12 protein-coding genes and 1 riboswitch are annotated in these 12768 nt (G+C 63.0%); of the genes, 6 read left to right on the forward strand and 6 right to left on the reverse strand.

The window, feature by feature from the left end:
* Nucleotides 1-2 precede the first annotated feature (2 nt).
* The 4 genes from RB548_RS25075 to RB548_RS25090 all read left to right on the forward strand — a co-directional run bounded on the left by RB548_RS25075 (nt 3) and on the right by RB548_RS25090 (nt 5129).
* Nucleotides 3-1673 (forward strand): ABC transporter ATP-binding protein, encoded by a 1671-nt coding sequence (locus tag RB548_RS25075; protein ID WP_331376465.1) that lies wholly within the window; start codon nt 3-5, stop codon nt 1671-1673.
* Between the two features lie 20 nt (nt 1674-1693).
* On the forward strand, nt 1694-3067 hold the full coding sequence (gene melA, locus RB548_RS25080; protein ID WP_331376466.1) for an alpha-glucosidase/alpha-galactosidase: 1374 nt from the start codon (nt 1694-1696) through the stop codon (nt 3065-3067).
* 227 nt (nt 3068-3294) lie between these two features.
* A complete protein-coding gene (locus RB548_RS25085) occupies nt 3295-4551 on the forward strand; it encodes an adenylate/guanylate cyclase domain-containing protein (protein WP_331376467.1) in 1257 nt (418 codons plus the stop codon).
* A 269-nt stretch (nt 4552-4820) separates the two neighbouring features.
* Nucleotides 4821-5129 carry a hypothetical protein gene (locus tag RB548_RS25090; protein ID WP_331376468.1) on the forward strand — a complete coding sequence of 103 codons (309 nt, stop codon included), beginning with the start codon at nt 4821-4823 and terminating at the stop codon, nt 5127-5129.
* A 15-nt stretch (nt 5130-5144) separates the two neighbouring features.
* Here RB548_RS25090 and RB548_RS25095 read toward each other — a convergent pair whose 3' ends face one another.
* The 5 genes from RB548_RS25095 to thiC are packed head-to-tail and all read right to left on the reverse strand — an operon-like array spanning nt 5145 to nt 9532.
* Nucleotides 5145-5750, reverse strand: coding sequence for a thiamine phosphate synthase (locus tag RB548_RS25095; RefSeq protein ID WP_331376469.1), 606 nt, complete (start codon nt 5748-5750; stop codon nt 5145-5147).
* Nucleotides 5747-6520 carry a thiazole synthase gene (locus tag RB548_RS25100; RefSeq protein ID WP_331376470.1) on the reverse strand — a complete coding sequence of 258 codons (774 nt, stop codon included), beginning with the start codon at nt 6518-6520 and terminating at the stop codon, nt 5747-5749. The genes RB548_RS25095 and RB548_RS25100 overlap by 4 nt, the downstream gene beginning before the upstream one ends.
* A 2-nt stretch (nt 6521-6522) precedes the next feature.
* Nucleotides 6523-6720 carry a sulfur carrier protein ThiS gene (gene thiS / locus RB548_RS25105; RefSeq protein ID WP_331376471.1) on the reverse strand — a complete coding sequence of 66 codons (198 nt, stop codon included), beginning with the start codon at nt 6718-6720 and terminating at the stop codon, nt 6523-6525.
* Complete coding sequence (gene thiO / locus RB548_RS25110) at nt 6717-7688, reverse strand: glycine oxidase ThiO (RefSeq protein WP_331376472.1); 972 nt, start codon at nt 7686-7688, stop codon at nt 6717-6719. Before thiO ends, thiS begins: the two co-directional genes overlap by 4 nt.
* A gap of 2 nt (nt 7689-7690) precedes the next feature.
* Nucleotides 7691-9532 carry a phosphomethylpyrimidine synthase ThiC gene (gene thiC / locus RB548_RS25115; RefSeq protein ID WP_331376473.1) on the reverse strand — a complete coding sequence of 614 codons (1842 nt, stop codon included), beginning with the start codon at nt 9530-9532 and terminating at the stop codon, nt 7691-7693.
* 98 nt (nt 9533-9630) lie between these two features.
* A riboswitch (TPP riboswitch) is annotated at nt 9631-9742 on the reverse strand.
* Between the two features lie 144 nt (nt 9743-9886).
* Here thiC and RB548_RS25120 point away from each other — a divergent pair.
* Entirely contained in the window at nt 9887-10270 is a 384-nt protein-coding gene (locus RB548_RS25120; protein ID WP_331376474.1) for a DUF427 domain-containing protein, read from the forward strand.
* Nucleotides 10271-10415: 145 nt separating this feature from the next.
* Here RB548_RS25120 and RB548_RS25125 read toward each other — a convergent pair whose 3' ends face one another.
* Entirely contained in the window at nt 10416-11303 is an 888-nt protein-coding gene (locus RB548_RS25125) for a helix-turn-helix domain-containing protein (protein ID WP_331376475.1), read from the reverse strand.
* A gap of 176 nt (nt 11304-11479) precedes the next feature.
* Between RB548_RS25125 and pobA the strand changes: the two genes are divergently transcribed.
* Nucleotides 11480-12652 carry a 4-hydroxybenzoate 3-monooxygenase gene (gene pobA, locus RB548_RS25130; protein WP_331376476.1) on the forward strand — a complete coding sequence of 391 codons (1173 nt, stop codon included), beginning with the start codon at nt 11480-11482 and terminating at the stop codon, nt 12650-12652.
* Nucleotides 12653-12768: the final 116 nt, after the last annotated feature.

Here is a 12768-nt window from a genome sequence, read left to right on the forward strand (position 1 = left end):
CAATGGCGAACACGGAAACCGTTGTCCCGGCCCCGGAAGAAAGACGCGACCTCGCGACGAAGGGTGCGAGACCGATCATCGACGTGCGCAAGGTGGCGGTCACCTTCAAGGTCGAGCACGGAACGGTCGAAGCGGTGAAGGACGTTTCCTTCCAGCTCTATCGCGGCGAGACAGTCGCGATCGTCGGCGAATCCGGCTCCGGCAAGTCGGTGACGGCCCGCAGCATCATGGGCCTTTTGTCCAAACGCGCGACGATCGCTTCCCATTCGCGCATCGAATATGACGGCAAGGACGTGCTGACGTTTTCCGCGCGGCAGCGCCGGGCGCTCAGGGGCGACCGGATCTCGATGATCTTCCAGGAGCCGATGAGCTCGCTGAACCCGGTCTATACGATCGGCAGCCAGATCGTCGAGGCGATCCGCGCGCATCGGCGCATGAGCCGCCGCGCAGCGAGCGAGCGGGCGCTGGAGCTCCTGCGTCACGTGCAGATCCCGGACCCGGAAGCGCGGCTCTACCAGTATCCGCATCAGCTTTCCGGCGGCCAGCGCCAGCGGGTGATGATCGCCATGGCGCTCGCCAACGACCCGGACGTGCTGATTGCCGATGAGCCGACAACGGCCCTTGACGTCACCGTGCAGGCGCAGATCCTGAACCTGATCCGCAAGCTGCAAAAGGAACTCGGCATGGCCGTGATCCTGATCACGCACGACCTGACGGTCGTCCGGCAGTTCTCGGACTACGTCTACGTCATGCAATATGGCGAGGTGAAGGAACACAACACGACGGCCGCGCTCTTCGCCGATCCGCTTCACGCCTACACCCGCCGGCTGCTCGCCTCGGAACCCTCAGGCGTGGCCAATCCGCTTCCCGACAATGCGCCGATCGTGCTCGATGGTCGGGACGTCAGGGTTTCCTTCATGCTGAAGAAGGGCGGCTTCTTCAAGCCGGAACTGAAGGAGCTCGTCGCCGTCGACAGCCTGCATCTTCACCTGCGCCGGCACGAAACGCTGGGTCTCGTCGGCGAGTCCGGCTCGGGCAAGACCACCTTCGGGCAGGCGCTGATCCGGCTCATCAACACCGACAGCGGGGAGATCTACTTCGATGGTCAGCCGATCCACGGTAGGGACCGCAAGGCGATGCGGCCATTGCGCTCGCGGGTCCAGATCGTCTTCCAGGACCCGTTCGCCTCGCTCAACCCGCGCATGTCGGTCGGGCAGATCATCGAGGAGGGCCTGATCGTCAACGGCATTGGCGAAAATCGGCACGACCGGCTGGCGCGCGTCCAGGACGCGCTTGTCAGCGCCGGCATGCCGGCCAATATCCTGTCGCGTTTCCCGCACGAGTTTTCCGGCGGCCAACGCCAGCGCATCGCCATCGCCCGGGCTATCGCGCTGGAACCGGAATTCATCCTGCTCGACGAGCCGACCTCGGCGCTCGATCTCTCGGTACAGGCCCAGATCATCGACCTGTTGCGCAAGCTCCAGGACGAGCGGGGCCTGAGCTATCTTTTCATCTCCCACGACCTCAAAGTCGTGCGCGCGCTCTGCCATCGCGTGGTGGTGATGCAGCACGGCAAGATCGTCGAAGAGGGGCCGGTGAGCGAAATCCTTTCCAATCCCAAGACCGCCTACACCGAACGGCTCGTGAGGGCTGCCTTCGATGTAGCCGCATGACCTTCAAACAGAGGTATCCCATGACCAGGCAACCCAAGATCACCTTCATCGGCGCCGGCTCCACCGTCTTCATGAAGAACATCATCGGTGACGTGCTGCAGCGTCCGGCGCTCTCCGCCGCCACCATCGCGTTGATGGACGTCAACCCCGAGCGTCTCGCGGAAAGCGAGATCGTCGCCGGCAAGCTCGTGCGCACGCTCGGCGTCACGGCAAAGATCGAAACACATTCGAACCAGTTGAAGGCGCTCGAAGGGGCCGACTTCGTCGTCGTCGCCTTCCAGATCGGCGGCTACGAGCCCTGCACCGTCACCGACTTCGAGGTGCCGAAGAAGTACGGCTTGCGCCAGACGATCGCCGACACGCTCGGCGTCGGCGGCATCATGCGGGGCTTGCGCACCGTGCCGCATCTCTGGAAGATCTGCGAGGACATGCTCGCGGTCTGCCCCGAGGCGATCCTGCTGCAATACGTCAACCCGATGGCGATCAACACCTGGGCGATCGCGGAGAAGTATCCGACGATCAAGCAGGTCGGCCTCTGCCATTCGGTGCAGGGCACCGCCTTCGAGCTTGCCCGCGACCTTGACATTCCGGTCGAGGAAATCCGCTACCGCGCCGCCGGCATCAACCACATGGCCTTTTACCTGAAGTTCGAGCACCGCCAGAAGGACGGCAGCTATCGTGACCTCTATCCGGACTTGATCCGCGGCTATCGCGAAGGCCGCTTCCCGAAGCCCAGCCACTGGAACCCGCGCTGCCCGAACAAGGTGCGTTACGAGATGCTGACGCGGCTCGGCTATTTCGTCACCGAGAGCTCGGAGCATTTCGCCGAGTACACGCCCTATTTCATCAAGGACGGGCGTCCGGATCTCATCGAGAAATTCGGCATTCCGCTCGACGAATATCCGAAGCGCTGCATCGAGCAGATCGAGCGCTGGAAAGGGCAGGCGGCTGCCTATAAGGAAGCCGAGACGATCGAGGTCAAGGAAAGCCACGAATACGCCTCCTCGATCATGAACTCGGTCTGGACCGGCGAACCCTCGGTCATCTACGGCAACCTCAGGAACAACGGCTGCATCACCTCGCTGCCGGAAAACTGCGCGGCGGAAGTCCCGTGCCTGGTCGATGCCTCCGGCATCCAGCCGACCTATATCGGCGCGCTGCCGCCGCAGTTGACGGCGCTTATCCGCACGAACATCAACGTCCAGGAGCTGACGGTCCAGGCGCTCGTCAACGAGAACCGCGAGCACCTCTATCACGCAGCGATGATGGATCCGCATACGGCCGCCGAGCTCGACCTCGAGCAGATCTGGTCGCTCGTCGACGACCTGCTTGCCGCCCACCGCGACTGGATTCCGGAATGGGCGCGTGTTTCGAAAAAGGTTCAGGCCGCCTGATTTTTTCTCCCGGTCAGGTGGCAAGAAAGCCCCGGGACAATCGTTCCGGGGCTTTTCCATGCCTGGCCCCTTAAAAATCGTGCCCCGGTGCGCCACATTACCTGAATGTATATCGTGCGTGTTTGCTCAAATCGGTGTCGATTAAAGGATAAACATGCATTGATTTCACAGCGATCTGTGCGTGTCTGAGAAACGCAAGGCGCTGTCGCCGATCACGGAGTGTCGCAATGCAGTCGCTATTGAATCCAAGCCTCGCCGAGGCGCGCCAGGACGTGGGAACCCGGCCGATGCAAGGGCGGAAAATCGTCGATTGGCTGATCAACGAGACGCGCGGCGAGCGCTTCGTCGACAACATCTTCGTGGAGATGTGCGAACGGCTGGCTGCGGCCGGCGTGCCGGTCGCACGCGCGACGCTTCATTTCAGAATTCATCATCCGCAATGGATCGGCGCGCGCATCCTCTGGCGGAAAGGGCTGTCGGAGGCGGAACTCCAGACCTACGAATATGGTATCGAGGATACCGAGCAATACCTGAACAGCCCGCTGCACGAGTTCAACAACGGAGCAGCAGAAGTTCGGCGGCACCTCGATGACCCCGCGGCAGACGGCCCGCAGTACCCCCTTTACGATGAGCTGCGCGCCGGCGGTCTCACGGACTATTTCATCTGGCCGCTCGAACACACGCTCGGCAAGCGGCACGCGGTCACTTTCGCGAGCGACAGGCCGGGCGGCTTCAGCGATGAGGACATGGCGGTTTTCGCCGATCTCCTGCCGGCGTTGGCGCTCGTCAGTGAGATTCGATTGAAGAACCGATTTGCCCGAACGCTTCTGGAGACCTATGTCGGACCGCATGCGAGCGAACAGATCCTGGCCGGCGCGACGACGCGCGGCAGCGGGGTGACGGTCGGCGCCGCGATCCTGATCTGCGATCTTCGCGACTTCACGAAACTGTCCGACCTTTGGCCGCGCGACGACGTGATCGAACTGTTGAACGGCTATTTCGACGCGATGTGCGAGCCGATCGAGCGGCATGGCGGCGAGATACTCAAGTTCATGGGCGATGGCCTGCTGGCGATTTTCCCGCTGAGCGATCCGATGGCCTGCAACAATCTTCTCAGTGCAATCAGCGAAGCGCAGGCGGCGCTCGCGAGGCTGAACGAGGAGAACGTGAAAAAGGGCCATGAACCGCTTGGCTACGGCATCGGCGTCCATGTGGGCGACGTGATGTACGGCAATATCGGCTCAAGCAAACGTCTCGACTTCACGGTGATAGGGCCGGCCGTGAACATCGCGTCACGCTTAGAAAACCTGACAAAGGTGATCAAACGACCCATTCTGCTCTCCAGGGCCTTCGTCGAAATGGCGAGATGCCAAGGCGAGTTGGAGAATCTCGGCTCCCATCCGGTAAGGGGGCTCGACGAACCGATCGACGTCTTTGCATTTTCCAGCAATTCCGCGTCGGCGGATTCGGCCGCAGGCGCGTAGTCGCGGCCGAAGGTCCGGAGCGACCGCTGGCCTTCTCGAAGAGACAAGCGAAGCAACGTGGCCGGGCAGAGCCTGCCGGACCTTATGCGTTCCTTATTTCTTCGGGACCGCTCCCATATCGATTTCCTATGCGGCTTCGGGTCAGAGTGACGCGGGACGGGAACTCCGTCTTAGGGCCAAGCGTTGCCTTCAGAATTCCATAGTTATCGCGTCAAGCGGCGACGAGTACCGGCCAAGCATGGCCGCCGATGTTTGCAGTGAGTAAGACGATGAAGATCAAGAATGGCTTCAGGATCAACTGGGGAGCCAGCCGAAACCTGCCAGTCGAGTATTTCATCCTGGCGAATGTGCAATTCGAAGGAAGGGTTATCGGCCATCTGGCCGGCCGTCCAATTCGCGAGACGGTTGTCGACAATGACGGACTTCGGTATCGGTTCGTCGGTGTTGCGGCGCGCGACCAGAGAGGCCGGTTCGATGTCCAGTCGCTCCAGACGCGCGAATGGATCATAGAGCCCGGGCTGGTCTACGCTCAGGATCCCACGCTGGCCTCCAACAGGCCCGCAGATCGCGCGGCGTGACGTCGACCGTGTGGTTCAGCGCCAGCGCGCGGTCTTTTCGATCCATTCCCGTGTCCGGCCCTCCGGGTCGGCATTCAGCGTGATGTCGGTGACGACGGCGGCGCTGTCTGCGCCATGGGCGAAGACCCCTTCGAGCCTGTCGGTGTTCAACCCGCCGATCGCGACCAGCGGAAGCGGCCGCACGCGCTCGCGCCAGGCGGAAATGCGGGAAAGCCCCTGCGCCTCCCACGTCATCTTCTTGAGGATCGTCGGGTAGATCGGACCGAGCGCCACGTAGTCGGGCCTGGCGGCAAGTGCCGTTTCGAGCTCGGCTTCGTCATGGGTGCTGAGGCCGAGCTTCAGCCCGGCGGCGCGGATCGCCGCGACGTCTGCCTCGGCGAGGTCCTCCTGGCCGAGGTGGACGAAGTCGCAGCCTTCCTCGATGGCGATCTGCCAATAGTCGTTGACGATCAACTGGCAGCCATGGGCGGCGCAGACCGCCCTGGCGCGGCGGATCTCGCTTCTGAGCTCCTCGTCGGGGCGGTCCTTGATCCGAAGCTGCACCAGTTTCACGCCGAGCGGCACCAATCGCTCGATCCAGGCGGCGCTGTCGACGATGAGGTAGAAAGGGTCGAGCTTCACGAGAAAACTGCCTTTCCGATGACGGGGGTCGAGGGCACGGCCATGTCGCGCGGTTCGAGCATTCCCGCCTCGAACGCGGCATGACCGGCCGCGATCGCCTTGGCGAAGGCTGCGGCCATCAGCGCCGGATTGCCGGCGCAGGCAACGGCGGTGTTGAGCAGCACCGCGTCGTAGCCGAGTTCCATCACGGTGGTGGCGTGCGAGGGCCGGCCGATGCCGGCGTCGACGATCAGTGGTACGTCGGGAAAATGCGCGCGCATGGTTCGAAGCGCTGCAATGTTCTGCGGCCCCATGGCGCTGCCGATCGGCGCGCACCAGGGCATCAGCACTTTGCAGCCCGCTTCGACCAGCCGTTCGGCAACGACGAGATCGTCGGTGGTATAGGGGAAGACCTCGAAGCCCTCGTCGGCGAGGATGCGCGCCGCCTCGACGAGGCCGAAGATGTCCGGTTGCAGCGTATCGTGATGGCCGATGACCTCGAGCTTGATCCAGTTGGTGCCGAAGACCTCGCGCGCCATCTTCGCGGTCAGCACCGCTTCCGACACCGTGTGGCAGCCGGCGGTGTTCGGCAGAACGCGTACGCCGAGCTCGCGGATGAGTTCGAAGAAGGCGCCGCCTTGCCGGCCACCTGCCGTTTCACGGCGGAGCGATACCGTGACGACCTCGGCAGCGGCCTGCCGGACGGCATCGGCGAGGATCGCAGGGGAGGGGTATCGCGCCGTGCCAAGCAGCATGCGCGAGCCAAGTTCCTGTCCGTATAATCTCAGCATCTTCAGCCTCCCTTCATCGGCGAAAGAATTTCGATCCGGTCGCGATCGTTGAGCCGGTGGTTTGCCCTTTCGGTCCGGTGAACGAGTTCGCCGTTGACCGCCGTTGCGAGCCAGTCCCCTTCGAATTCCAGCTGTGCCAGGAGCTCGGAGAGCGTGGCCGCGGCGACGTCCTGTTCTTCGCCATTGACGATCAGTCTCATCGAAAAATCTCCCTTCGGTCTTGCTCGCCAAGGACCCATCCGGCCGCTTCCCCTGCCAGTGCCGGCGAAAGCAGGAAGCCGTGGCGGTAAAGGCCGTTGACGATGACGGTTTTTCCCGCGCGGATGACGCGCGGCAGGTTGTCGGGAAAGGCGGGGCGCACGCCGGTCCCGGTCTCGACGACGCGCGCCTCGCCGAAGGCCGGATGCAGCCCGTAGGCGGCATTCAGGAGCTCCATCAGCGAGCGTGCGGTGATGGGGCCGGCATCGTCGCGCTCGATCATCGTCGCGCCGCACATGAAGAGCCCATCGCCGCGCGGCACGATGTAGAGCGGAATGCGCGGATGCAGGAGGCGCACCGGCCGCGACAGTTCGAGCTCGTCCGTCTCGAGATAGAGCATTTCGCCCCGAACGCCCCGCAAGCCTTCGAGCCTGCCGATCTTCGACGCACTGGTGCAGTCAACCACGCGGTCGAAGCGGTCGTCGTCTGCATCACGAACGAAAGCGACGCCTTGCCCCGCCAGTGTTTCGCTGAGAAGCGAAAGCGCCCGGCGCGGGTCGAGATGCGCTTCCCTGGGGAAGAACAGCGCCTGCCGGAACCGGCCGGCGAGGGCCGGCTCCAGTGCGGCAACGCCGTCGGCGTCGAGCCATTCGAAGCCGGAGGTCCGCGAAGCGAAGCGCTTCAGTTCGCCGGCGTCGCGCGGCAAGGCGACGACCAGGGTCCCATTGCGCCGGACTTCGCCGGGCAGCGCGCGGTCCCACCAGTCGACCGCGCCGAGGCCGCGGGTGAGCACGGCTTCGTCGGCGCTTTCCCGCTCGCACCAGGGCGCGAGCATGCCGCCGGCATACCAGGATGCGGCGGCCGCAAAACCCGGCTGTGGCTCCGCGACCGTGACGTCAGCGCCCCGCGCGACGAGTTCGCGGGCGACGGCGAGGCCGGCAACGCCCGCTCCTTTGACAAGTGCCCGCATGGTCATTCCGCCGGCGTCCGCCGAGCCAGCCGTTCCGCCTCGTCGAGCGGCATGTAGAGGTCGCCGCCCTCGCGATATTTCGCGGCCATGGCCGCAAGCCCCTCCTTCTGTGCTTCTGCGCGGATGTCGTGGGAAATCCGCATCGAACAGAATTTCGGGCCGCACATGGAGCAGAAATGCGCGACCTTGTGCGCCTCCTTCGGCAGCGTTTCGTCGTGAAAGCTGCGGGCCGTTTCCGGATCGAGCGAGAGATTGAACTGGTCCTCCCAGCGGAACTCGAAGCGGGCGCGGGAAAGCGCGTCGTCGCGAATGCGGGCGGCCGGGTGACCCTTGGCGAGGTCGGCGGCATGCGCCGCGATCTTGTAGGTGATCACGCCGGTCTTGACGTCGTCGCGGTCGGGCAGCCCCAGATGCTCCTTCGGCGTCACGTAGCAGAGCATCGCCGTGCCGAACCAGCCGATCATCGCCGCGCCGATACCCGACGTAATGTGGTCATAGCCGGGTGCGATGTCGGTCGTCAGCGGCCCGAGCGTGTAGAACGGCGCCTCGCTGCAGACTTCAAGCTGCTTGTCCATGTTCTCCTTGATCTTGTGCATCGGCACATGGCCGGGCCCTTCGATCATCACCTGGCAGTCCTTCGCCCAGGCGATCTTCGTCAGTTCGCCGAGCGTTTCGAGTTCGGCGAACTGCGCTGCGTCATTGGCGTCGGCGATCGAGCCGGGACGCAGGCCGTCGCCGAGCGAAAAGGAGACGTCATAGGCGCGGCAGATGTCGCAGATCTCTTCGAAATGCTCGTAAAGGAAGCTCTCGCGGTGGTGGTGCAGGCACCACTTGGCCATGATCGAGCCGCCGCGCGAGACGATGCCGGTGACGCGGTTGACGGTCAGCGGAATGTAATGCAGCCGCACGCCGGCATGGATGGTGAAATAGTCGACGCCCTGCTCGGCCTGCTCGATCAGCGTGTCGCGATAGACCGCCCAGGTGAGATCTTCGGCGATGCCGTTCACCTTCTCCAGCGCCTGATAGAGCGGAACCGTGCCGATCGGCACCGGCGAATTGCGGATGATCCATTCGCGGATATTGTGGATGTTGCGGCCGGTCGAAAGGTCCATGACCGTGTCGGCGCCCCAGCGGGTCGCCCAGACCATCTTTTCGACTTCCTCGGCCATCGACGAGGTGACGGCGGAGTTGCCGATATTGGCGTTGATCTTCACCAGGAAATTGCGGCCGATGATCATCGGCTCCGACTCCGGATGGTTGATGTTGGCCGGGATGATGGCGCGACCCGCCGCCACTTCCTGGCGGACGAATTCCGGCGTGACGAAATCGGGGACCGACGCGCCAAAGCTTTCGCCGTCGCGCGTTAGCGCCTCTTTCGTCGCCTTGCGGCCGACGTTCTCGCGGATGGCGATGAATTCCATCTCCGGCGTGATGATGCCGGCGCGGGCATAGGCAAGCTGGGTGACGGCTAGTCCGCCTTTGGCGCGCAGCGGCTCATTGCGAACCGGAAATTCCGGCGTCAGCCTCTCGCCGGTGACAAAGCCGTTGTCTTCCGCCTTGACGCTGCGGCCCTCGTAACTCTCGACATCGCCACGCTTGAGGATCCAGTCGCGGCGAAGCTGCGGCAGGCCCGCCTCGATGCGAATGTTCGCACCCTCGGCCGTGTAGGGACCGGAGGAATCATAGACGGTGACCGGCGGCTCGCCCGATGTCGGATGCAGCGCGATCTCGCGCATCGGCACGCGGATATCGGGATGGATCTCGCCGGGCTTGTAGACTTTTTGCGAGGCGGGAAGAGGGCCCTGCGTGACCGAGGGCGCTGCGAGAGGCTTGATAACATTCATCTTGAGGCTCCAAAGTTTTCGCGTTGGAGACCCAGTTCTGAAGTCGGAAGGATGAAAAGACGCTGCGCCGATGGATCACGGGAACACGGAATCCTGGCCTTCGCACGTCTGCACCGTCCCTACGCCAGTATGAACTGGATCAGGTTCAACGGGTCACTGCGCGCTTTAGCAGTATCTCAGCCCCTTGCCGGGACCCCCCTGGTGAATGGATGCAAATAGTCACCGATATCGCCGCGGCGTCAACCCTGTTTTTTGGCGTTTGGCCGGGTGCGGCACGCGTGGACAGTTGCGGCCCTTGGGAAGCGGGCGGCGTGACCCTATGTAAAAACGATCAACTTAAAAAGGCGATTGCTCATGTCAGACAAGCCGATCAAGATTCCCGGGCCTGATCATCCGATCACCATCGACCGCAATCCGGCGCGCGTCGTCGTCAAGCTCGACGGCCGCGTCGTTGCCGATACGCGCGATGCACTGACCTTGCGCGAGGCGTCCTATCCGGCGGTGCAGTATATTCCCCGCAAGGACGTCGACATGTCGCTGCTTGCACGCACCGATCATTCGACGCATTGCCCCTACAAGGGCGATGCTTCCTATTACAGCATCACATCAGGCGGGGAGCGATCGAAGAACGCCATCTGGACCTATGAAAGACCGCATGCGGCGGTGCGCGAGATCAGGGACCATATGGCGTTCTATCCGGATCGGGTGGATTCGATTGAGGAATTGCAGGCGTCTTAGATCACGATGATTTTTGGTCGAATCGACCCGAAATCATAAACGTGATCGATTCTAATACGTTAGAGCGGGATGCGGGCGGAAAACCGCTCACACTTTTCCTGATCCCGCTCTGGCCGGCAAGTTCCAACCGTCGCTAAGTGCACCGTCACACGCCAAGTTTTTGCCGCTCCGCCATCCGCCAGGCTCGCGGTGTAGTCCCCACATGACGGACGAAGAAGCGTGAGAAATACGCCGTGTCTGAAAAACCGAGGCGGAAGCTGATCTCCTGGACGCTTGCACGCGTGAAGACGAGCTCGCGCCGCGCCGCGTTCAAGAGCCTTTCGGCGATGACCTCGTGCACGCTCTGCCCCGTCATCGTCCGGACCACGCGGTTCAAGTGAGTCTGCGACAGGCCGAGCTCGCGCGCGTAGAATGCCGCCGGTCGGTGCGTAAGAACGTGCTGTCGGAGCAGAGCGTCGAACCGCTCCATTCGACGCTCGTTTTCGCTTTCCGCAGCCGCCGCGTCGGCACGCGGCGCTTCTGCAAGCCTCGCCGTCAGCGCCAGTACCGTCGAGAGATAGGCGTCGAGCAGGCTCGTGCGGTGATTGCGCCGCGCTGCCCATTCCTGTGCCAGGCGCTGCAAGGTCTCGGCGACGTAGCGGCCATCTTCGCTTTCGCCGAGCGGCGTCAGGCAAGGTTTCGACAGCCATGTGCCCAGCCTGCTGCGACCGCCCGGGGCAGCCGGCAGGTGCGATGCGAGGATCGTGAAGACGAAACCGTCGATGTCGCGGGAAAAGCGGAAGCCATGGCTGACGGTGGGCGGGATGGTGATTACGGCCGGGGGAGAAATTGCCTGCGGCGTCTCGCCGAATATGGCGTCGCCCGAACCTTCGGCGATGTACAGGATCTGAAAGAAGCTCTCATGGCGGTGAAGGCCGATTTCCCAATGGTGCAGGCTGCTGCGCGAGGGGATCGTCTCGCAATGCAGCCAGAAATCCGGACGTTCTCCGGACTCTTCACCGTAAAGCTCATATGTCGGAACCGCCCGCTTCATTCTTCCCACTTTACGCCGATGTTCGATAAGTGCAATTTCTTGGCTGGAATGTCCATTGAGACAGGCGCGGGCGGCGCGCAAACTTCCTGACAAAAGGCAATTTTGGTGCGGGCGGAGGCGCTTCGCCGACCGCGCAAGTTTGGCTTGCGAACGACGTACTCGATGGGAGGAGGTCCATGCGAACCCAGGTCGTCATTATCGGTTCGGGACCGTCCGGTCTCCTGCTCGGTCAATTGCTGACCCATGCGGGGATCGACAATGTTGTCCTCGATCGTGCCAGCAAGGATCACATCCTCGGGCGGGTTCGAGCCGGTGTGCTGGAAGAGGGGACCGTGCGGCTGATGGACGAGGCGCGGTCCGGCAGCCGCATGCATGCCGAAGGGCTGCCGCATGACGGGTTCTCGCTCGCCTTCGACGGTCGTGACCATCGCATCGATCTTTTCGGTTTGACCGGCGGCAAGCGCGTGCTGATCTACGGCCAGACGGAACTCACCCGCGATCTGATGGGTCGTCGGGAATCAACCGGCGCATCGACGGTCTACGAGGCGCTGAACGTTACGCCGCATGATTTCGATGGCGATGCGCCCTATGTCACCTACGAGAAGGGCGGCAGCACCCATCGCATCGAGTGTGATTTCATCGCCGGCTGCGACGGATCGCACGGGGTCAGTCGCAGGTCCGTACCGGAAAGGGCTATCCGCACCTTCGAGAAGGTTTATCCCTTCGGCTGGCTGGGCATCCTCGCCGACGTGCCGCCGGTCAGTCCCGAACTGGTCTACGCCAACCACCCGCGCGGTTTCGCACTCTGTTCGATGCGATCATTGAGCCGCAGCCGCTACTACATCCAGTGCTCGCGCGACGAAAATCTCGAGGAATGGGACGACCAGCGCTTCTGGGACGAACTGCGCCGCCGGCTGCCGGCCCACCATGCCGAACGGGTGGTGACCGGGCCGTCCTTCGAGAAATCGATCGCACCGCTTCGATCCTTCGTCACTGAGCCGATGCGGTTTCACCGACTGTTTCTCGTCGGAGATGCAGCCCATATCGTGCCGCCGACCGGGGCCAAGGGGCTCAACCTTGCTGCAAGCGACGTGCACTATCTCTACGAGGGGCTCATCGAGCACTACGAGGATCGCTCCGATGCCGGCCTCGACGCCTATTCGGTCCGAGCGCTTTCGCGCGTCTGGAAAGCGGTACGTTTCTCCTGGTGGATGACGACGATGATGCATCGCTTCCCGGATACCAGCGACTTCGACCAGAAGATCCAGGAGGCCGAGCTCGACTATCTCACCCATTCGCGAGCGGCCGCCACGGCGCTCGCGGAAAACTATGTGGGCCTGCCGTTCTGATGACGAATTCGACGTCGCCACCTCGGCCTTTGGCAGGAGAACCCACACGCAAGCTTCGCGGCGGTAACATAACCGATCAGTTATGAAACAAGCGCTGACAATTCATTTTTTATCGC

The sequence above is a fragment of the Sinorhizobium chiapasense genome (genome assembly GCF_036488675.1).
In the GTDB taxonomy this organism is placed as follows: Bacteria; Pseudomonadota; Alphaproteobacteria; order Rhizobiales; family Rhizobiaceae; genus Sinorhizobium; species Sinorhizobium chiapasense.